Source organism: Bacillus sp. JJ1122 (assembly GCF_036964885.1).
In the GTDB taxonomy this organism is placed as follows: domain Bacteria; phylum Bacillota; class Bacilli; order Bacillales; family Cytobacillaceae; genus Mesobacillus.
The window spans coordinates 341923-362069 of the sequence record NZ_JBALQL010000014.1; the positions used below are offsets into that span (position 1 = coordinate 341923).

Sequence of the window (20147 nt, forward strand, 5' to 3'; positions counted from 1 at the left end):
ATTAACCTTTTAATGACTGTAATACTTTTTGCGTTTCATACTCCTTCTGGAAGGAGTATTTTTTTTCGACATAAACATCATGCCATAACATGAACATTAACACAGTCCAGATTTTACGGCTGTTGTCTGCTTTGTTCTGGCAGTGGTCATCAAGAAGCTTCAACAAATAAGCCTTATTGAACAGATGATCCGTGCTGCTTTCCTTAATGATGTTCTTGGCCCATTCGTTCATTTCGTCCTTCAGCCAGTGGCGGATCGGAACAGGGAACCCAAGCTTTTTGCGAGTCAGAACATGGTCAGGTACAACGCCTTCAGCTGCTTTACGCAAAATATACTTAGTTGTATTATTAGCCGTTTTTAAGGTTGTTGGAATCTTAGAAGCTGTTTCAAATACAACCTTATCAAGGAATGGAACGCGAAGCTCAAGTGAGTGAGCCATCGTCATTTTATCAGCCTTCAATAAAATATCCCCGCGCATCCATGTATGGATATCGATATATTGCATTGTATCAACAGGATCATATCCTCTGCTCTCTCGATAAAGAGGCTTCGTGATATCTCTGTAATCATACTGGCCATTGTACACATGCAGAAGCTCGCTCTTCTCTTTTTCCGTGAACATTTTCGCGTTGCCGATATAGCGTTCTTCCATCGGCGTCACGCCGCGTTCAATGAAGCTCTTTCCTTTCATTCCCTCAGGCATCATTTTTGCAATGCCTTTAAGCATAGATTTTCCAACTCCAGGAATTTTATTGAAGACTTCAAGGTCCTGTGGTTCACGATAAATATTATAGCCGCCGAAAAGCTCATCAGCTCCTTCACCCGAAAGGACAACTGTTACATGTTTCCTAGCTTCACGGGCAACGAAGTACAAAGGTATTGCCGCTGGATCGGCTAGCGGGTCATCCATATGCCACATGATTTTTGGAAGTTCATCCATGTATTCCTGCGGGCTGATCACATAGCTGATATTTTCAACACCGAGTTTGTCAGCCGTTTCTTTGGCAACATCAATTTCGCTGAATCCGTTTTGTTCAAATCCAACCGAGAATGTCTTGATTGCAGGGTGATACTGCTTGGCAATCGAAGCGATGATCGAAGAGTCGATTCCGCCTGAAAGGAATGAACCAACCGGAACATCACTGCGCATATGCATCTTCACTGATTCGAATAACACATCTCTAATTTCCTTCGTGAATTCCTCTTCAGTTTTATGGATTGGCGAAAAGCTTGCCTTCCAGTAGCGCTTGATCTCCATTGGAGAACCAATTTTCTTCGTAAAATAATGCCCTGGCTCAAGCTTGTAAATGCCCTCTGACATTGTATTCGGTTCTGGAACGAACTGATAGGTCAAATAATGCTGCAATGCTTTGTAATCAAGGACGTCATTCTCTAATGCAAGGAGAATGCTCTTCTTTTCAGAACCAAAATATGTGCGGTCTCCGTCTTCAAAATAGAAGAATGGCTTAATGCCAAAGTGATCGCGCGCTCCAAAAAGAATTTGTTCCTGTTTATCCCAGATGACAAAACCGAACATTCCGCGAAGCTTATCAACAGCGTGCTCTTTATAATGGCTGTAGAGAGCAATGATGACTTCAGTATCAGAGTGAGTCTCAAACTTAAGCCCCTCTTCAATTAATTCCTCGCGAAGCTCAAGATAGTTGTAAATCTCGCCATTGAAAATGATCCAATATCTTTCATTTTCATAAGTTAATGGCTGGTGTCCCGCCTCAATGTCAATAATGCTCAGACGGCGGAAGCCAAATTGGATATGCTCATCATAATAATACCCATCATCGTCCGGTCCACGGTGGGTAATGATATCATTCATATTTTTAAACAGCTGCTTTTGTTCGCTGCTGAATTCTTGTGCCTTTTCATGTACACAACCGATAAAGCCACACATTATGTACTTCACCTTCTCCATTTCAGAAAAAATTTATTGTTCATTCGTTCTAAAAACATACCATCTAATACTACCATTAAACACAAAAAATTTGCAGTAAAATCTCAGGGAAAATTAAGGGAATACTTTATTTTACACCTTTTGGTCTAGATACAAACCAGAATCTCCATTCTAGCGGGTATTTTGGTCCTGTCTGTCTTTTCAATTCCCTCTTAATAAGACGGAAAATAGGAAAGGGAGTTACATATATTTATGCAACTCCCTTTCCTATTTTTTTTAAGCTTGTGCTTGTGTGCGTAATGCTTCTGCCTTGTCAGTGCGCTCCCAAGGAAGATCAACATCCGTACGGCCGAAGTGTCCGTAAGCTGCTGTCTGCTTGTAGATTGGCTTGCGAAGGTCAAGCATGTTGATGATGCCAGCTGGACGAAGGTCAAAGTTGTTGTTAACAACATCGATTAATACATCTTCGCTTACTTTGCCTGTTCCGAAAGTATCAATAGAGATAGATACTGGACGAGCAACACCAATCGCGTATGCAAGCTGAACTTCAACTTTTTCAGCAAGGCCTGCAGCTACGATGTTTTTCGCAACGTAACGTGCAGCGTATGCAGCTGAACGGTCAACTTTTGTAGGATCCTTACCAGAGAATGCACCGCCGCCGTGGCGAGCATATCCGCCGTAAGTATCAACGATGATTTTACGGCCAGTCAAACCAGCATCACCTTGTGGTCCGCCGATTACGAAACGGCCAGTAGGGTTGATGAAGTATTTAGTATTTTCATCGATCAATTCTGCCGGTACAACAGGATTGATGACATGTTCTTTAAGATTGCGCTGTATTTGCTCCAGGGAAACTTCTGGGTGATGCTGAGTTGAAATAACGATTGTATCGATGCGGACAGGCTTATCGTTTTCATCGTATTCAACTGTTACTTGAGTTTTTCCATCTGGACGAAGGTATGGAAGGATTTCTTCCTTACGCACTAAAGTCAGGCGGCGTGATAGCTTGTGAGCCAATGAAATTGGAAGAGGCATAAGCTCTTTTGTTTCATTGCAAGCAAAACCGAACATTAAGCCCTGGTCTCCTGCACCGATTGCTTCGATTTCCTCGTCAGACATGTGTCCTTCGCGAGCTTCAAGAGCCTGGTCAACACCCATTGCGATATCAGCAGACTGCTCATCAATAGAAGTCAATACTGCGCAAGTTTCAGAGTCAAAACCGTACTTCGCGCGTGTATAACCGATTTCCTTAACCGTTTCACGAACGATTTTTGGAATATCTACGTATGTAGATGTTGTGATTTCCCCTGCAACTAGTACAAGGCCAGTAGTAACTGATGTTTCAGCAGCAACACGAGCATTAGCGTCCTTAGCAAGGATCGCATCCAAAATTGCGTCAGAGATCTGATCACAAATTTTATCCGGATGGCCTTCTGTTACTGACTCAGAAGTGAACAAACGACGTTTTGTTGACATCTGATTTCCTCCCTCATTTATAAAAAATTGATCGAGACTGTCCCAATACAGACCTCGGTGTGATACGGTACTCATTCCCTATGTAGTATGAAATAAACGCTGAGTTTTTATTAGAAAAATTTGTTTAAACCTCATGCTGAGTTAACTTTTCCTAATCCTACCCATGGGAGCAATGACACCAAAGAAGGCAGATCGACTGCTATTATTAAAAGATCAGCAGACAGAAGACAGAAAAAAACAATATAAAAAACCTCTCCAAATCATGAAATCATGAGGAAAGGTTTTAGCTTTAATCCGCGCCTTTCGCTCTTATCGTTCAAGGGCATTCCCCTTGCGTCAGGTTAGCACCTTTGCCCGAAAAAAACATACCTTTACAAGTCTGTTATTTCTCGTTTGCAGGTTGCTGGGTTTCATTGGGCCTGTCCCTCCACCAGCTCGGGATAAGAGAGTATCCGTTCAAATCAAAATCATAACGAACCTATAATTACATGTCAATCCTTTTCTTCAGAAAATGTCGATTCATGTAGTAACTTTCCCACTTTAAAGTACCGGGGGTCAGACCCCCAACACGTTAATGCGTTAATCCCCTGGGGGTCTGACCCCCAGTGCGGTGGTGTGTTAAAATCTTGGTGTGGAGTTTTATTTGGCTCTTGCTCCGGCCTTCTTCTATATATATGTACATTTTTGTAAAAGAGGGAATTTTTTCGAGCATTAGTATAGATTAATTAGAGCAATGTGCTATACTAATAGCGAGATGTAAACACTTTCAATATATCAATCTTTTAAAAAGGAAGGTATTCTCGGATGAATGTTGTAGGAATTTCCAATGAACTTTCAGCTTTATTAAAAGGAAGCAATATACAGGTACAGCTATCTGTTCCGCAACTGGTTGAAAAAGTCTTGAATCGCAATGAAGGTCTGTTGACCTCAACAGGTGCAGTTAGAGCCACTACTGGAAAGTATACTGGCCGCTCCCCTAAGGATAAATTTATTGTAGAAGAGGAATCTGTTAAGGATAAGATTGACTGGGGCTCTGTCAACCAGCCAATTTCTGAGGAATCCTTTACGAAACTTTATAATAAAGTTTTGAATTTCCTGAAAGAAAAAGAAGAAGTCTTTGTTTTTAAAGGCTTCGCTGGCGCAGACAAAAAATACCGCCTTCCTATACAGGTCATTAATGAGTATGCGTGGCACAACTTATTTGCCCATCAATTATTCATTCGCCCGGATGCAGAGGAGCTGCTTAGCCATGAAGCGGGATTTACTGTCATTTCTGCGCCTACCTTCAAGGCTGATCCAAAGGAAGATGGGACAAACTCAGAAACATTTATCATCGTCTCATTCGAGAAGCGCGTCGTACTGATTGGCGGTACAGAATATGCTGGTGAAATGAAGAAGTCTATTTTCTCTGTCATGAATTATCTTCTTCCTGAAAACGGCATCCTATCCATGCATTGTTCTGCTAACGTAGGGCGTGAAGGTGATGTTGCCTTGTTCTTTGGATTATCCGGTACAGGAAAAACTACATTGTCCGCTGATACAAACCGCCGTTTGATCGGTGATGATGAGCACGGCTGGTCCGCAAACGGTGTCTTCAACGTTGAAGGCGGCTGCTATGCAAAGTGCATTAATCTTTCTAAGGAAAAAGAGCCGCAGATTTATGACGCAATCCGCTTCGGTTCTGTACTTGAAAATGTTGTTGTTAACAGTGAAACGCGCGTAGCCGACTATGATGACAGCTCACTGACGGAGAATACTCGCGCAGCATATCCAATCCAGGCAATTGATAATATCGTTGAACCAAGTATTGCCGGACATCCGAATACGATTGTATTCTTGACTGCCGATGCCTTTGGAGTGCTGCCTCCAATTGCGAGGCTTACGAAGGAGCAAGCCATGTACCACTTCTTGAGCGGCTATACATCCAAGCTTGCAGGAACTGAACGCGGCATCACGTCACCACAGGCAACATTCTCTACCTGCTTCGGTTCTCCTTTCTTGCCGCTTGCTGCGACACGCTATGCAGAGATGCTTGGCGAAAAAATCGATGAGCATAACGCAAAGGTATTCCTCGTTAACACAGGATGGACTGGTGGAGAGTATGGAACAGGGATCCGGATGAAGCTTGCCTTCACACGTGCAATGGTACAGGCTGCTCTTGAAGGCGAATTGAACAATGTTGAAACAGTGAAGGACGAAATTTTTGGTCTGGACATTCCACTTCACGTACCGGGTGTTCCTGACGATGTACTTCAGCCAGTAAAAACATGGAGTGACGAGGAAGCTTATTTTGCAAAAGCAAACGAGCTTGCACAGAAGTTCCGTGCAAACTTCAAGAAGTTCTCAAATGTGCCGTCTGAAATTGAAGAAAAAGGCGGACCAACTGCATAAACTGTACAACTAAAGGCCATTTCCAGTTATGGAAATGGCTTTTTTTTTGTTGATTTATCAGGAGAAAGTTAAACAGTTCTCTTTATTAGTGCTTCCCTATCTACATTTTGCGGAGGTTGTTCCAACCACCTGTTTTCAATCATCAATTTTACGCCATCATTTGCATAATGAAGAATTTCAGTTACTAGTCTTGTGTAATGCCCACCTAAATCCTTTCTAAGACTAGCTCCTATACCTGTTCCGTAACCAGTGACACTAATTGCAACAAGGCTAGTAGTATGGAACATCATTAGCTTATCTGAAAAGGGTGCGACAATAGATTGTGAAATTGCTGAATCCCATGTGCTTGGGAGCGGCACTCCATCCTCAATTAATATTTCTCTAAATATAGTTTCATGCTTTGCTGCTATTTCAGAACCTCTTTCCATATATCCCCTTACTTCTGATGATTGCGCAGTCTGGGCAAATCCGGCTAAAAATGTCCTGCCAATTGAATTCGTTTCCGTATTTTTAGATATATGGGCAAGTTCCACCGCAGTTAAAGGACGATGTTTACCTAGTAATCCTGATAAAAATGAGTCATTCTGCAGATATTCAGCTTTTTCCATTGGAGGAATAGTCGGGGAGCGGACAAAGGCCCCCTTTTCAAGAAGCAGGTTACAAGCATCATTATGAAGTTTCATAAACATCTCGGAAGTTTTCGCAAATAACACTCTTACATCCATCCTAGCCAATACTTCAAGAAACGCAGACGAAGCTACAGTTCCAGCGGCGGCCATGTATTTAACATATCGCAAAGTGAAAAGGTCTGAATATAAGCGATCAGCTTCTAGGTTAACATCTTCCTGATTGAACCCAATTGGCAATGCGTGATTTTCTTTTACAAAGATTTGTTTGACCTCATCCAGTACAAGTTTACAATTAGATAAGGCAGTATTAATAAGCCCAATTATATCGGGATCCTCATTTACCTTTGCAAAATGCTGGACTATGCAGTGGGCCATCGAATTCTGCATATAAGCCCCCCACAATGCTGCGACCTCAGAGGAAGTAAGTTTAGGGTTATGTTCCATTTTCAACTCATAACTCCTTTATTTTTTTATTTATTTTTTACTGAAAAAGTGAAAATATCCAAACTTAATAATAAAAATAACTACATTCATTATTAGGGATAAGCAATGTTAAACAATAAAAAAACAAGGCACAAAATATGCCCTGCTCAGTTGGTAGAGTTCAATGAAACTAATTGATATGTCAGTGTTGTTGCATTTTCAGACCATTCGACCTTTTTAATGACGCCGGTTCCTGTCAAGTCACCCTCGATCGTCTTTTTCACTTCCAATGGAATGTCAACTGGATAAAGCCTGTAGCCTTCCTTTTTCAAAGAGAAGAAATTGTTTTCGAGCCGCTGCTCCCGGCCCTTTGTTACGATCATTGTATTTAACTCTAATGGCATTCCCATCATTCTCGCTCCTCTTCCTGGTACTTATACATCCATTTTATCATTGCTGTGATTGTGTTTTCATCCAATTCGTTAAATCCTCTACAATTTTCCGGTTCATTACGGGCGGAAAATAATGCGTATATTCATCAAAATACCAGCTTTCCACGGGCTTGTCCAATTCCTTCAGCCTCTTCTCAATACGATAGGAATGTTCGATTGAAACATTGTGGTCAATCCTTCCATGAATCAGCAGAACTGGTGCTTTCAGATGTTCAATTTGATACAAAGGTGTCCTGAATTTATACCTTTTCGGATACTTGGTTGGAGTTCCGCCAATAACCCTCTTCATCATTCTACGCAAATCTTTTCTTTCTACATATGTTAAGGACATATCCGTCACACCGCCCCAGGTCACAACGGAAGCAGCCTCAGGAAATTTAATGCCTGTCAGCAACGCCATCAAGCCACCCCGGGAAAAACCAAAGATGTGTATATTATTTACCCAGGGCAATGATTGAAGAAGCTCGAAACCAGCAAATGCATCGACCCGGTCTTCTCCTCCAAAATCCTCGTCCCCTTCTCCCCCCTGGTTTCCACGGTAAAATGGCGCAAATACCGTAAATCCTTCGGATGCGAATTGAGCAATCCTTGCCGGCCGAACCTTCCCGACATTTTTGATCCCTCCTCGCAAGTAAAGAAAGCCTTCTGTACCGCTTCCGTCCAAAGGTTTTGCCAAAAGACCCTTTACCCTTAAGCCCCCAGCGTAATAGGTGACCATCTCCAGATCGACAGCATGGTTTGGGGATGGGAATTTATATGCCGATATGATTTGCCCATCATTATCCAACAAGACCACTCCTCTAATATGAAATTTTTTCATTTTTGCCACTGGGCATTCACACATTTTTTCCCGTTTCATACGATATCGTAAGTTAAAAATCAGCCCATTTATGAGGAGGCATTTTTATGAAAAAGTGGCTAAAAGCCGGTTTTGCTTTATTGATGATTGCTGTACTTATTATACCTCTTGCAGCTTGCGGTAAAGACAAGGTACAGACAGTCAAGGTTGCAGAAGTAACACGTTCGATTTTTTACGCTCCTCAGTATGTTGCCCTTGAAAAAGGATTTTTTGAGGATGAAGGTTTAAAAGTTGAGTTGACTACGACATGGGGCGGCGACAAGACCATGACCGCAGTTCTTTCAAACGCAGCAGATGTAGCCCTTGTTGGTTCCGAGACATCGATTTATGTTTATGCCCAAGGATCCAATGACCCCGTTATCAATTTTGCGCAATTGACACAGACAGACGGCACCTTCCTCGTTTCCAGAAACAAAATCGATAACTTCTCATGGGATCAGCTAAAAGGGTCTACGTATCTTGGACAGCGCACAGGCGGGATGCCGCAAATGGTTGGCGAATTCGTACTCAAGAAGCACGGAATCGATCCTAAATCAGATTTAAAAATGATCCAAAATATTGATTATGCGAATATTCCAAACGCCTTTGCATCCGGAACAGGAGACTTTGTTCAGCTGTTCGAGCCAACTGCAAGCTTGTTTGAAAAAGAAGGCAAAGGACATATTGTTGCTTCATTCGGAACGGAATCCGGTCATGTTCCTTATACCACATTTATGGCAAAGCAAAGCTATATGAAGAAAAACCCTGGAACAATCGAGAAGTTCACTCGTGCCATATACAAGGCTCAGCAGTGGGTAGAAACTCACAGCGCGAAAGAGACAGCTGAAGCAATCCAGCCTTTTTTTAAAGATACAGATCTTGCGTTAATCGAAACAGTAGTTGAAAGGTATAAGAGCCAGGGATCATTCGCAACAGATCCGATTCTTGATGAGGAAGAATGGAATAACCTGCAGGATATCATGGATGAAGCAGGAGAACTTCCTAAAGAAGTCGACCACAAAACTCTAGTCAATACAGAGGTTGCAGGAAAAGTCATGAAATAACACAGGAGGTTGCAGCCCAATGGACTTTTTGACATTAAGGGGAATCCATCACACATATTTCACAAAAACTTCTGCAGTCACTGCTTTAAATGACATTTCACTCGATGTCCAGGAAGGAGAATTTGTCTCTTTCCTGGGTCCGAGCGGCTGCGGCAAAACAACGCTGCTCTCGATCATTGCAGGACTGATTGAACCTACAGATGGCCAAATCGCACTTGAAGGAAAATCAGTTAAGGATGCTGCTGATAAAACTGGCTATATGTTACAGCAGGATTATTTGTTTCCATGGAAGACGATTGAAGAAAACATCTTCCTCGGCTTAAAAATAAGCGGCACATTGAATGATGTCAGAAAAAAAGACGTTCTGAACCTGCTAGGGCAAATGGGATTAGGCAACGTCGAATCCCTCTATCCTAAACAGCTCTCAGGCGGGATGCGCCAGCGTGTGGCCCTGGTCAGGACACTAGCGACGGAGCCAAAGCTGCTCATGCTTGATGAACCTTTTTCTGCATTGGATTACCAAACGAAACTAAAGCTTGAGGATCTGGTCGCAACTACTTTCAAAGCATTTGAGAAGACTGCAATCCTTGTTACTCATGATATCGGGGAAGCGATAGCGATGAGCGACAGAATCTTTCTATTTTCACCTCGGCCAGGCAGATTGCACAAAACCTTCATCATTCCGGAAGAGTTACGAACTCTTCGGCCGTTTGAAGCAAGGAACCACCCTTTATATAATGAATTATTCCAGGTGATATGGAAGGAGCTGGAATCCCTTGAACCAGAAGAATACTGAACTCCTTCACAAGCAGTATTTAAAAGATATCCGGCGTGAAAAAAATATCGTACGTATTTATCAGCTTTTAATATTTGTTGCCTTCTTTGCTAGCTGGCAAGCAGCCAGTCAATATAAGTGGATTGATCCGCTCCTGTTCAGCTCTCCCTCAAAGATCTGGAACTTGCTTATCGAGAAGACGCTGGATGGATCACTTGCAGTGAACATTGGGGTGACACTGGCAGAAACTGTTTTGGGCTTTATCCTCGGAACGCTAATGGGTACTGTTCTTGCAGCCCTTTTGTGGTGGTCACCCATTCTTTCAAAAATTTTGGATCCCTATCTGGTCGTACTCAACTCAATGCCCAAAGTAGCACTGGGTCCGATATTAATCGTTGCCCTCGGAACAAACTTAACCTCCATCGTGGCAATGGGCGCGATTATCTCAATCATTATTACGACAATTGTTGTTTATACTGCATTTAAAGAGGTCGATCCCAATTACTTGAAGGTATTGCAGACATTCGGAGCAACGAGAACACAATGCTTCCGGGAAGCGATCCTGCCTGCATCGTTCCCGACCATCATTTCAACTCTGAAGGTCAACGTCGGCCTTTCATGGGTAGGGGTCATTGTCGGAGAATTCCTCGTCTCCGCACGAGGGCTTGGATACATGATTATCTACGGATTTCAGGTTTTCAATTTCACATTGGTTTTCCTGTCTCTATTCGTCATAGCCGTGTTCGCAACACTTATGTATCAGCTGGTGGAGCTACTGGAAAAGAAGCTTATTAAAAATAATCAGTAACGAAACAACCGGGCAGCTCTGTCCGGTTTTGTTTTTTGGGGGAGGATTTGACAAATCCAAACTATTTTCATACGAGACAAAGCAGCCTAAACTCCAGCACAGCCCTATTTTTATTCTAGATCAAACTTCTCCGCTAAAAACTCCAAGCTCCTTTTTACCACATTATCTTTCATAATAAAACTATACCCTTCCTTCATCCTTTCAGTGAGCAAATCTCCATTTACCAGGACTGGTCCTGCTGTTTCAAGGTAATCATCCCGCAGGACAAGTTCGATTACTTCACCATAGAAAATACGCTTTACAAAAGACCCGGCTCCATCAGCTACTTTGTATTCCCCAATGCTGACAAGGTTCCCTAATATGCCTCCAGTTTCCTCGATAACCTCACGGCGGGCAGCATCTTCAAGGGTTTCCCCTTCCTCAACTTTTCCACCAGGAAATTCAAGCCCTCTATTGCTGTGCCTCGTCAGCAGCCATGCATCGTTATATCTGCAAATTACCAGGATATGCCTGGGTCTTTTTTCAAAGACGTTTTCCTGGAAAGCAAGGGTGACTATTGCTCCATTCAGATCTGTAAACTTCTCCATTAAGTAATCTCCCCCGACTTTAACATGTCTTTATTATAAGGAATAACGCTCGTGGGGTGAAACAAAATGAATAAACCACAGGCTATCGCCTGCGGCCACGTGGATTCTATTCTTCAGGAAGGATTCCCATGCTTTCTATATGCTTCTTTGCTTCATCATCTCCGAGCTTGTAGATCATTCCATATGCTTGAACGAGGAGCCGGTCCAAAGCGTCATTTTCTCTGTCATAATGATATTGAACATATGGTACATGCGTTCTTAGGAAGCCCTGCCATCCAGTCGAATAGCTTTGTTCAAAAATCTCTCTCAACCCAGTGATTTCTTCGTCACTAGCTTCAATTTTAAAATTCCACGGAGAGGCAGTCGATACGCTCGAAATTTCACCTTCACTAATATTTATATAGTATGTTTTTTTGCCTTCTGTCATGTGGCTCACCTCATGCATATCGTTCCCTGCCTGCATATTTGTTTATACTGAATAACGTTAAAATTATTTATTTTTTCAGTCCGCTGATTACTTTTCAAGCTGGTATTATGTTAAAATGAAAACCAAATACAGAGATAGATGCAGGGTGGATCCTCAGGAAAATACTTCAATTTCAAGGCATATTTTTTCCTATTGAGGGTATTTAATAAATATAAGATACAAATGGTTTGGACGAAAGAATGAGAGGTGAAATGAATTGAAACTTATTGATGAGCTATACGAGCTATATCGCAACAAATTGACCGGTGATGAAGAGGATATTGATATGCTGGCTTTTGCCTTTCTCGAGGAAATGAGCCGCGAAGACTTGTTAAAAATTATACAGGACCTCGATAAGCAGGAGCTTTATGATTTGATGGGCCTTTATTTAATCGAGAGCTTAAAAGGAAAGTTTGCTCAGGATGATTTCGGGGCTCGTTCAGTCAACTCATATCCCTCACGCAATATACATTGACCTTATTTTGTAATAGACTATACATAAACAGCCGGCTCCCAGCCGGTTTTTTTTTGCTCTTTTAACATTCTCTAAGTGTTTACTTTCGGCTTAAAATTAAATATGGGCTTTGGAACTCTTCAAAACACATAAAAAACTGGCCAAAAGTATCGAGTTCGGATACCAGCCATTTTTTATAAAAATACATTTAAAAATCCGCTTAAATTTGTTATATACTTTGTCCTGCAAAATGCAGGGCTTTTTGTTATGTAAGAATATTACAAATGGCCACCTAATGTATAATGCGTTTTATGACCAAAGTATTGTTATAAAACTGAACGGTGTTAGAAAAATAACCGGAAAAATTCCGTTTAAATTGGGAAACACCCATATTTCCTTAAGAATAAGCGGAGTTTTTTCGCTTATATGACTCAAGCCTTTGGGTTTCAGCTTATTTAGAGCAGTTAACCGGAATTCCTCCGCTTATCTTTGATTGTTAAGCCTCCTCAATATACATTAGCCGGAAATTCTCCGCTTATTCATTCTCATACCTATACGAAAATCATCAATGAATCATTACAGAGCCAAAGAAAAACGTATTTTAGCAAATAAAAAACACAGCATTTTGCAGTCCGATTTATGAGGTAACAGAAATCTCTGCAATCTTACATTTGGAGATACAAATTGGAACACATTTTCAAGCCTATTTTTATCATTATTTGCGTTATATCATTAAAAAATGACCATCAAATTCACATACAGATTGATGGTCATTTTAATATACATATTGGATTTTTATAACAAGTAAAAGAACCCGTTAGGCCAAATCGCCAGTTTTATTTTTATCCAAGATAAGCCTTGAACATCCACATATGCTTACGCAGGCTCTTTTTAACCTCAGTCAGCATGTCCGCTGTAGCTGCGTCCTCTTCCTGCTCAGCAACTTCGATGCCCTGCTGAAGTTCGTCCACTAGTTTGGAGAAATCGTCATGCAGTTGGCTGACCATGTCTTCTTCCTTTTCATTCCCTTTTGCTTCATTGATTGTAGACATTTCCAGACATTCTTTAAGAGTTGCCACAGGCTTTCCTTCAAGAGCAAGAATTCTTTCAGCAAACTCATCTATGATCATGCCTGCTTCATTATATAACTCTTCAAATTTCACATGCAGCGTAAAGAAGTGACGTCCTTTCACATACCAATGATAGTTGTGAATTTTAGTGTACAGGACAGTCCAGTTTGCTACCTGCTGATTAACTGCTTGAATAACATCTTTTTTTGCCATAATAGTTCATCCTCCTCATGCTTGTATATTCCCCTGCCGCCACAATTAAAAACATAGAACCCGCAACTTTTTTCCTATGGCAGAAAAGAACATGCTACAATAATTTTGAAGTAAAGGAGGCATTTTTATGTATACAGTTTTAATTATCGCAGTCATCATTGTCATCATCGTTTTGGTGTTAAGCGTTGTGACTACATCTAAAGCCTATCAATTCAAACATACCGTCGACCCTGTCGAACAAGATCAAAGCAACCGCAGCCAAGATACAGCCAAACCGCCAGCAGATGAAACTGAAGGTCAAAATAATTAAAGGAGCTGATATCAGCTCCTTTTAGACTGTCGGCAGAAAATATGATATGTTTCTCGATAAGAAAGGAGCATAACTATGCTAAAAAAAGCCATGATTGGTATCATTCGATTTTATCAGGTTGTCATTTCACCATTAAAACCGCCAACTTGCCGCTTCTATCCTACCTGTTCCCATTACGGCCTCGAGGCGATTAAGAGATTCGGTCCTATAAAAGGCGGATGGCTTACGATTGTCCGCATTCTGAAGTGCCAGCCCTTCCATCCAGGAGGAATGGATCCAGTCCCGGATGAATGGCCGTCAAAGAAGAAAATTAAGCCTCATAACCATTGATGACCTGATCGAGCCTGCCTGTAGCCGGATCGATTACCAATCCATGGACTGGTACGTCTTTCGGCATTAATGGATGGTTTTTGACGATTTCAACACTGTGTGAAACACTGTCTTTCACATTGTCAAAGCCATGAAGCCACTCGGTTACATCTATTCCTGAATAATTTAACGTTCCGAATGTTTCTTCTGAAACCCCACGTTTTTTCATTTCATCAATGACCACATCCGGCTTCATCCCGCTCATTCCGCAGTCGTAATGACCAATGATGGCTACCTCTTCAGCTTTAAGCTGGTAAACAGCCACCAGCAGGCTCCTCATGATACTGCCAAATGGATGCATGATCAGCGCACCGGCATTCTTGACGATTTTCACGTCGCCATTCTTGAGATTTAAAGCTCTAGGCAAAAGTTCAACTAACCTAGTGTCCATACATGTTAAAATCACCATTTTTTTATTAGGGAATTTTGTGGTGGTAAACTCTTCATATTTCTTTTCTGCTACGAATTTTTCATTAAACGTTAGAATTTCTTCAAGCATTTTCATTATGACTACTCCTTTTTAAAAAATATTCTCATATTTATAGGATACCGCAAACCGTCCTCTATCCCAAATTTTTTACTTGCATTTACTTCAAACATTTTGTAAGATACAAAGGATAAATCGTAACCATTACGAATTAATAAATTCATACTTGAATTTGTAAACTAATATTGCTAAAAAATTCGTTTCTAAATCGTAATGAGTCCGTTTTAATAATCAGGGGGCTTCTATAATGAAAAGAACTGCTTTAATTTTTTCCATACTTATTATCATCGGCACTTTTTTAGGCGGCTGCGGAAAAGAGTCTGCGGATACAAAAAAGAAAAATGAAAATCTGCTGCAGGTTTATACAACTGTTTACCCGCTTCAATATTTTGCAGAACAAATTGGCGGTGAATATGTCAATGTTGAAACCATTTATCCGCCTGGATCTGATGAGCATACCTTTGAACCTTCGCAAAAAGATATGATGGCACTTGCTGATGCAGATTTATTTTTATACGTGGGACTTGGTCTTGAGGGGTTTGTTGATAAAGCCGGCAATAGTTTGGAGAATGAAGATGTAAAACTAGTGCCGGTTGCCGAAGAATTACATTTGGAGGAAGACGGACACAAAGATAAAGCTGCTGCTGAAGACCATGGCAGCCACGAAGAGGGCAGCCAAGATGGTCACGGACATGGCGATGTCGATCCGCATGTCTGGCTTGATCCAATTTACGCAAATGAACTGGCTTTAGTTATTAAAAATCAATTGGCCGAACAAATGCCAGAACATAAAGAGACTTTTGAAAAGAATTACTCAGAACTATCTGGCAGACTTAAAGCACTTGACCAGCAATTTGCCGAGGTTACTGAATCAGCAAAACGTAAAGAAATCATCGTAGCTCACTCCGCATACAGCTATTGGGAGAAACGTTATGGCATTGATCAAATCAGCATCTCGGGCCAATCAACGACGAATGAACCGTCTCAAAAAGAACTTCAAAAATTAATAGCTCACGCTAAAGACGAAAAAATAAAATATGTTTTAAAGGAACAAAACTTTGAATCAAAACTGGCAAAGATGGTACAGGAGGAACTAGGCGCTAAATCGATGACTCTTCATAACCTCGCTGTACTGACAGATGAAAACATAAAAAACAAGGATACGTATTTTACCTTGATGGAAGACAATATTGCCACATTAAAGAAGGCATTAAATGAATAATTTGTGAAAGCCTCCCTTTTTGGGAGGTTTTTTTGTTGTCTTAAATGGTATTGATTACATATTTTTCCGAGAAATGAAGAAAATAGTGAAATGCATAAATGCGAAAGGAAGATGAACGATGGATGATATATTAATCGCTCGCTCACTGTTTGGAACTACGATGGGTTTCCATATCATTAATGCAACCATAGGTGTTGGACTGCCGTTGATGATTCTAGCAGCTGAGCTTTTATACCAAAGAACGAAAGATGTTGATTATGCGGTAATGGCTAAAAGATGGACGAAGGCTTTCGCTGTCACTCTTGGAGTGGGCATTCCTACTGGTACAATCGCCGGAGTCCAGCTTTCGCTTCTATGGCCAGGTTTTATGGAGGTCATTGGGAGAGTTATGGCGTTGCCATTCCAAATTGAAATTTATGCTTTTTTTGTTGAAGCATTATTTATGTCTATTTATGTTTATGCTGCGGATCGAATTGCTCCGTGGATGCGGATTGTCAGCCTTTCACTTGTAGCACTCGGGGCCCTTGCTTCTGCAGTGCTCATTACAAACGTCCACGCGTTCCAGGGAACTCCTGCTGGATTCAGGATCGAAAACGGTGAATTAGTTGACATTGACCCATGGGCTGCATTCTTTAATCCAAGCTTTGGAGTAACCGCTGTTCATGTCGTTTTTACAGCTTATACGACAGGAGCCTTTATCATTGCCACCGTTGCAGCCTATAAGATGCTGAAAGCAGATTTTGGTTCGAAGCTGTACAAGTTTCATCATAAAGCATTGATGGCAAGTTTGATGATTGGTGGTGTCTTTTCTATCCTGACAGCCGTTAACGGCCACGCGGCTGCTCAATACCTGCATGAATACCAGCCTGAAAAGCTCGCGGGAGCAGAAGGACTTTTTGAAACGCAAAAATACGCTCCCTTGGCAATTGGCGGAATCACAGACAGGGAGACGGAATCCGTAAAATGGGGAATTGAGATTCCATGGGCCCTAAGCTTCCTTGCAGGAAATTCATTTGAAACCGAAGTGAAAGGGCTGAATGACTTCCCGGAAGAACATTGGCCGCCGCTCTTCATACATACTTTATTTAACGCAATGGTCGGAGTTGGTATGCTGCTGATCACTCTCTCCATGATTGCGTTTGCCTGGAACAAGCTATTGAAAAAGGAGAAATTCCCTCGCTTTTTAATGTGGCTTTTTGTATTATCAGGTCCGCTTGCCATACTCGGAATCGAATTTGGCTGGATTTTTGCCTGTACCGGAAGACAGCCGTGGAATATTTACCATGTCTTAACGACTGAGGATTCAGCAACAACAGCGACAAATCTCGGCATCCTATTTGTGCTGTTTGCCGCAGTGTATGTATTGCTTGGTGTTATGGAAATTATCGTCCTTCGCTACTATTTCCGTAAAAATACAGTCGCGGATGATCTTAACAGAGCGCACCAAAAAGAGATTCCTCTGTATGGGTCAAACACGTGAAAGGGTTGAAAAGATGTGACTGATGCTCTTACTGCCATAACCGTCTTATGGGGATTTGTTTTTATTTATGCCGTGATGGCAACGATGGATTTCGGTGCAGGTTTCTGGTCGATGGTTTATATTAATAAAACGAAGACAAAGGCCACGAATATCGCCAACCGTTATCTATCTCCAACATGGGAAGTAACCAATACTTTCATCGTTGCTCTCGTTGTCGCTGTGTATAGTATGTTTCCAAAGGCAGCTTACACGCTCGGTACTGTGCTGTTGATTCCTGGGAGCATGATTTTGCTGCTGCTGTCTGTCAGAAGTGCTTTTCTTGTGTTCTCAAACATTGCGGAAGATTATCGCAAAGTGCTCACGTATATTTCAGGAATATGCGGCATCCTTATACCCGGTTTACTTATAAGCGTTTTGCCAATCACTCATGGCGGGTTCGTAGATTTTGCTGATGGTTTCCAGAACCTGAATCTGGTCAGGCTGTTCAGCAGCCCAAATGAATATGCCTTTATCGGTTTTGCTGTCAGCAGCACCTTGTTCCTTTCCTCCCTCCTGCTTGCGGATTATTCTAAAGCATCCGATGAAATTGCTGCCTATTACGTATATCGGAGGGATGCGTTAATTCTTGGGCCCATCTCACTCGTGATGGCATTTTCAATCATGCTCACTTTAAGAAATGAAGCACAGTGGATTTATACAAAAATGATGGAAGACCTTACTATCTTGGTTGCTTCAGTTATAATGTTCATCATCGGCGGATTGGCACTTGTCGTACCATCCATAGGCAAAAAAAAGCTGCGCGGCATGCCAAGAGTTGCGGTCATCATGATTACACTTCAGTATCTTGCAGCGAGCTATGTTTATGGAAAAGCACATCTTCCCTACATCGTATATCCTGAGGTTACCATCCAGTCAGCGTTCACAGACCCGAATTCCTTTCGGGCCGTGTTTACGACATATATAGTAGGCTTCCTGATACTTTTCCCAGGGTTCGTTTACTTCTGGAGCCTTTTCATGCAGGACAAGCGATATTTAAGACAAAAAAAAGTAAAAGAACAGTCCTGATTCTCTGCCTTTTTTTAGCTAGAATAGCTATGCTGTGAAAATTGCATGCTAATGGTGTATCAACCAAAAAAGGAGTGGTACATCATGGCGAAGGATGTTTTATGTGAGGTAAATAACTGTCAATATTGGAAGCACGGCAACCGCTGCAGTGCTGATCAAATATACGTTGTCAGCCATACAGGCGAAACGGCGGACAGCACCAGGGAAACCGACTGCCATACATTTGAGCCGTTAGAATAGCTAAAATATCAAAAAGAACATGAAAAACACCCCTTATTACAGGGGTGTTTTATCTCTTTTTTATGCTTCAAGGCTTGCCATTGGTCCAAAGAATTCGAAGTGAATTCGATCTTCAGTAACTCCAAGCTCTTTTAAGGATGCGTTAATCGATTTCATGAATGGGACAGGTCCGCAGAAATAAAAATCTGCTTGTTCAAGATTTACATTTTCCTGGAGCCATTCTTTCGTTACATATCCTTGTGCGTCAAAACTGTTGTTCTGGCGGTCTTCTTCTGTCGGCGCATCATAGAATACGAATGAATTTACTTTTGCTTTTTCAGCTGTTGCTGCTACTTCATCCTTTAAGGCATGTACTTTTCCGTTTGCGGCAGCATGGACGAAAGTGACTTCTCTTTCTGGCTGAAGATCTGCCAGAGTGTTCAGCATGCTGACCATTGGAGTCAAGCCAACCCCTCCGCTAAGCAGCACAACTGGTGACTTTTTCTCACTATCCAGGAAGAAGTCGCCTGCTGGAGCACTAATATGAAGAATTTCGCCTTCCTCTACATTACTGTGAAGATAATTGGAAACTTTGCCGTCTGGAGTTTGCATACCCGCTTCTTTTTTTACGCTGATACGGTAGTAGCCTTTTCCTGGTGCATCAGACAGGCTGTACTGGCGGATATGTGTAAACTCTTCCCCTTCTGCCTCAAGCTTGATGCTGATATACTGGCCAGGCTTAAAATCAGCGATGGCTCTTCCATCAACTGGCTTTAAGTAAAATGAAGTGATGACTTCACTTTCCTCAATTTTATTATCGACAATGAAAGGACGGAAACCATCCCAGCCGCCTTTTTGGTTCGCAGCTGCATCATACATTTCTGCTTCCACTGAAATAAAGGCGTCTGCAATCACACCATATGCTTCTGCCCATGCATTGATAATTTCATCCGTTGCTGCCTCTCCAAGCACTTCTTTAATTGCAAGGAGCAAATGCTTTCCTACAATCGGATAATGCTCTGGTTTGATTCCAAGGCTGCGGTGCTTATGTGCGATTTGGTTCACAACCGGAAGGATCGCTTCCAGGTTATCGATATATTTTGCAGCGGCATAAACAGTCCCAGCCAATGCCCTTTGCTGTCTGCCTTGCTTTTGATTAGCATGGTTAAAAATATTAAGAAGTTCTGGATGGTTTTCGAACATTGTTTTGTAAAAAACAGTTGTGATTTGTTCACCATGAACTTCTAGTACAGGTACTGTAGATTTTATGATTTCAATTGTTTTAGCGTTTAGCATTCTTTACACTCCCTTATGTCTTATCTATTTTGCAGAGGCGTTAACCTCATTCCCATAGTGATTATATAAAATTACACATAGCGAGTAAGTGATGCAAATCACACTATCGCAAAATAGTTAATTCGGGCTAATTTTAAATAAAAAAAC

21 protein-coding genes and 1 riboswitch are annotated in these 20147 nt (G+C 41.6%); of the genes, 11 read left to right on the forward strand and 10 right to left on the reverse strand.

Going from position 1 to position 20147, the window contains the following annotated elements:
- Position 1: 1 nt before the first annotated feature.
- Positions 2–1906 (reverse strand): asparagine synthase (glutamine-hydrolyzing), encoded by a 1905-nt coding sequence (asnB, locus tag V7201_RS09605; protein WP_335376544.1) that lies wholly within the window; start codon positions 1904–1906, stop codon positions 2–4.
- Between the two features lie 276 nt (positions 1907–2182).
- Positions 2183–3382, reverse strand: coding sequence for a methionine adenosyltransferase (metK, locus tag V7201_RS09610; RefSeq protein ID WP_335376545.1), 1200 nt, complete (start codon positions 3380–3382; stop codon positions 2183–2185).
- Positions 3383–3688: 306 nt separating this feature from the next.
- A riboswitch (SAM riboswitch) is annotated at positions 3689–3829 on the reverse strand.
- Between the two features lie 357 nt (positions 3830–4186).
- On the opposite strand from metK, the gene pckA reads away from it, so the two are divergent.
- Positions 4187–5773 (forward strand): phosphoenolpyruvate carboxykinase (ATP), encoded by a 1587-nt coding sequence (pckA, locus tag V7201_RS09615; RefSeq protein ID WP_335376546.1) that lies wholly within the window; start codon positions 4187–4189, stop codon positions 5771–5773.
- Between the two features lie 68 nt (positions 5774–5841).
- Here pckA and V7201_RS09620 read toward each other — a convergent pair whose 3' ends face one another.
- The 3 genes from V7201_RS09620 to V7201_RS09630 all read right to left on the reverse strand — a co-directional run bounded on the left by V7201_RS09620 (position 5842) and on the right by V7201_RS09630 (position 8097).
- Positions 5842–6846, reverse strand: coding sequence for a DUF3231 family protein (locus V7201_RS09620; RefSeq protein ID WP_335376585.1), 1005 nt, complete (start codon positions 6844–6846; stop codon positions 5842–5844).
- A gap of 146 nt (positions 6847–6992) precedes the next feature.
- Positions 6993–7235, reverse strand: a complete 243-nt coding sequence (locus tag V7201_RS09625) for a DUF2584 domain-containing protein (protein WP_335376586.1) — start codon at positions 7233–7235, stop codon at positions 6993–6995.
- A 40-nt stretch (positions 7236–7275) separates the two neighbouring features.
- Positions 7276–8097, reverse strand: coding sequence for an alpha/beta hydrolase family protein (locus tag V7201_RS09630; RefSeq protein ID WP_438825037.1), 822 nt, complete (start codon positions 8095–8097; stop codon positions 7276–7278).
- 86 nt (positions 8098–8183) lie between these two features.
- On the opposite strand from V7201_RS09630, the gene V7201_RS09635 reads away from it, so the two are divergent.
- From V7201_RS09635 to V7201_RS09645, 3 genes are read left to right on the forward strand one after another with little or no spacing between them, the layout of a single operon-like run.
- Complete coding sequence (locus V7201_RS09635) at positions 8184–9179, forward strand: ABC transporter substrate-binding protein (protein WP_335376548.1); 996 nt, start codon at positions 8184–8186, stop codon at positions 9177–9179.
- Positions 9180–9198: 19 nt separating this feature from the next.
- Entirely contained in the window at positions 9199–9975 is a 777-nt protein-coding gene (locus V7201_RS09640; RefSeq protein WP_335376549.1) for an ABC transporter ATP-binding protein, read from the forward strand.
- Positions 9956–10762, forward strand: coding sequence for an ABC transporter permease (locus V7201_RS09645; protein ID WP_335376550.1), 807 nt, complete (start codon positions 9956–9958; stop codon positions 10760–10762). The genes V7201_RS09640 and V7201_RS09645 overlap by 20 nt, the downstream gene beginning before the upstream one ends.
- A gap of 110 nt (positions 10763–10872) precedes the next feature.
- Here V7201_RS09645 and ytkD read toward each other — a convergent pair whose 3' ends face one another.
- Together ytkD and V7201_RS09655 are read right to left on the reverse strand one after the other, a co-directional pair.
- Positions 10873–11349 carry an RNA deprotection pyrophosphohydrolase gene (gene ytkD / locus V7201_RS09650; RefSeq protein WP_335376551.1) on the reverse strand — a complete coding sequence of 159 codons (477 nt, stop codon included), beginning with the start codon at positions 11347–11349 and terminating at the stop codon, positions 10873–10875.
- 106 nt (positions 11350–11455) lie between these two features.
- Complete coding sequence (locus V7201_RS09655; protein ID WP_335376552.1) at positions 11456–11776, reverse strand: hydrolase; 321 nt, start codon at positions 11774–11776, stop codon at positions 11456–11458.
- A 256-nt stretch (positions 11777–12032) separates the two neighbouring features.
- Here V7201_RS09655 and V7201_RS09660 point away from each other — a divergent pair, with 256 nt between their 5' ends.
- Positions 12033–12290: a DUF6154 family protein gene (locus V7201_RS09660; protein WP_207500925.1), complete on the forward strand. Its 258-nt coding sequence runs from the start codon at positions 12033–12035 to the stop codon at positions 12288–12290.
- An 821-nt stretch (positions 12291–13111) separates the two neighbouring features.
- Here V7201_RS09660 and V7201_RS09665 read toward each other — a convergent pair.
- Entirely contained in the window at positions 13112–13552 is a 441-nt protein-coding gene (locus tag V7201_RS09665) for a Dps family protein (RefSeq protein WP_335376553.1), read from the reverse strand.
- Positions 13553–13679: 127 nt separating this feature from the next.
- Between V7201_RS09665 and ytzI the strand changes: the two genes are divergently transcribed.
- Positions 13680–13862 (forward strand): YtzI protein, encoded by a 183-nt coding sequence (gene ytzI / locus V7201_RS09670; protein ID WP_335376554.1) that lies wholly within the window; start codon positions 13680–13682, stop codon positions 13860–13862.
- Between the two features lie 75 nt (positions 13863–13937).
- Positions 13938–14192, forward strand: coding sequence for a membrane protein insertion efficiency factor YidD (gene yidD, locus V7201_RS09675; protein WP_335376555.1), 255 nt, complete (start codon positions 13938–13940; stop codon positions 14190–14192).
- On the opposite strand, the gene V7201_RS09680 is transcribed toward yidD, so the two are convergent.
- The gene (locus V7201_RS09680) at positions 14173–14736 is read right to left on the reverse strand and encodes a beta-class carbonic anhydrase (RefSeq protein ID WP_335376556.1); all 564 of its coding nucleotides are present in this window, start codon (positions 14734–14736) and stop codon (positions 14173–14175) included. The two genes, yidD and V7201_RS09680, sit on opposite strands and share 20 nt — an antisense overlap.
- A gap of 226 nt (positions 14737–14962) precedes the next feature.
- Here V7201_RS09680 and V7201_RS09685 point away from each other — a divergent pair, with 226 nt between their 5' ends.
- The 4 genes from V7201_RS09685 (at position 14963) to V7201_RS09700 (ending at position 18725) form a co-directional block, all read left to right on the forward strand.
- Complete coding sequence (locus tag V7201_RS09685; protein ID WP_438825040.1) at positions 14963–15940, forward strand: metal ABC transporter solute-binding protein, Zn/Mn family; 978 nt, start codon at positions 14963–14965, stop codon at positions 15938–15940.
- A 118-nt stretch (positions 15941–16058) separates the two neighbouring features.
- A complete protein-coding gene (locus tag V7201_RS09690; RefSeq protein ID WP_335376558.1) occupies positions 16059–17420 on the forward strand; it encodes a cytochrome ubiquinol oxidase subunit I in 1362 nt (453 codons plus the stop codon).
- A 15-nt stretch (positions 17421–17435) separates the two neighbouring features.
- Positions 17436–18485, forward strand: a complete 1050-nt coding sequence (locus V7201_RS09695; protein ID WP_335376559.1) for a cytochrome d ubiquinol oxidase subunit II — start codon at positions 17436–17438, stop codon at positions 18483–18485.
- An 84-nt stretch (positions 18486–18569) separates the two neighbouring features.
- Entirely contained in the window at positions 18570–18725 is a 156-nt protein-coding gene (locus V7201_RS09700) for a DUF1540 domain-containing protein (RefSeq protein WP_207500930.1), read from the forward strand.
- 60 nt (positions 18726–18785) lie between these two features.
- Here V7201_RS09700 and hmpA read toward each other — a convergent pair whose 3' ends face one another.
- Complete coding sequence (hmpA, locus tag V7201_RS09705) at positions 18786–20000, reverse strand: NO-inducible flavohemoprotein (protein ID WP_335376560.1); 1215 nt, start codon at positions 19998–20000, stop codon at positions 18786–18788.
- Positions 20001–20147: the final 147 nt, after the last annotated feature.

Excerpts from the sequence above, each read along its gene's own strand:
- ytzI (WP_335376554.1), top strand. The coding sequence starts at position 13,680 with ATGTATACAGTTTTAATTATCGCAGTCATCATTGTCATCATCGTTTTG.
- pckA (WP_335376546.1), top strand. The coding sequence starts at position 4,187 with ATGAATGTTGTAGGAATTTCCAATGAACTTTCAGCTTTATTAAAAGGA.
- V7201_RS09620 (WP_335376585.1), bottom strand. The coding sequence starts at position 6,846 with ATGGAACATAACCCTAAACTTACTTCCTCTGAGGTCGCAGCATTGTGG.
- V7201_RS09655 (WP_335376552.1), bottom strand. The coding sequence starts at position 11,776 with ATGACAGAAGGCAAAAAAACATACTATATAAATATTAGTGAAGGTGAA.
- V7201_RS09635 (WP_335376548.1), top strand. The coding sequence starts at position 8,184 with ATGAAAAAGTGGCTAAAAGCCGGTTTTGCTTTATTGATGATTGCTGTA.
- V7201_RS09625 (WP_335376586.1), bottom strand. The coding sequence starts at position 7,235 with ATGGGAATGCCATTAGAGTTAAATACAATGATCGTAACAAAGGGCCGG.
- V7201_RS09700 (WP_207500930.1), top strand. The coding sequence starts at position 18,570 with ATGGCGAAGGATGTTTTATGTGAGGTAAATAACTGTCAATATTGGAAG.
- V7201_RS09665 (WP_335376553.1), bottom strand. The coding sequence starts at position 13,552 with ATGGCAAAAAAAGATGTTATTCAAGCAGTTAATCAGCAGGTAGCAAAC.
- V7201_RS09630 (WP_438825037.1), bottom strand. The coding sequence starts at position 8,097 with ATGAAAAAATTTCATATTAGAGGAGTGGTCTTGTTGGATAATGATGGG.
- V7201_RS09640 (WP_335376549.1), top strand. The coding sequence starts at position 9,199 with ATGGACTTTTTGACATTAAGGGGAATCCATCACACATATTTCACAAAA.
- hmpA (WP_335376560.1), bottom strand. The coding sequence starts at position 20,000 with ATGCTAAACGCTAAAACAATTGAAATCATAAAATCTACAGTACCTGTA.
- asnB (WP_335376544.1), bottom strand. The coding sequence starts at position 1,906 with ATGTGTGGCTTTATCGGTTGTGTACATGAAAAGGCACAAGAATTCAGC.
- ytkD (WP_335376551.1), bottom strand. The coding sequence starts at position 11,349 with ATGGAGAAGTTTACAGATCTGAATGGAGCAATAGTCACCCTTGCTTTC.
- yidD (WP_335376555.1), top strand. The coding sequence starts at position 13,938 with ATGCTAAAAAAAGCCATGATTGGTATCATTCGATTTTATCAGGTTGTC.
- V7201_RS09690 (WP_335376558.1), top strand. The coding sequence starts at position 16,059 with ATGGATGATATATTAATCGCTCGCTCACTGTTTGGAACTACGATGGGT.
- metK (WP_335376545.1), bottom strand. The coding sequence starts at position 3,382 with ATGTCAACAAAACGTCGTTTGTTCACTTCTGAGTCAGTAACAGAAGGC.
- V7201_RS09680 (WP_335376556.1), bottom strand. The coding sequence starts at position 14,736 with ATGAAAATGCTTGAAGAAATTCTAACGTTTAATGAAAAATTCGTAGCA.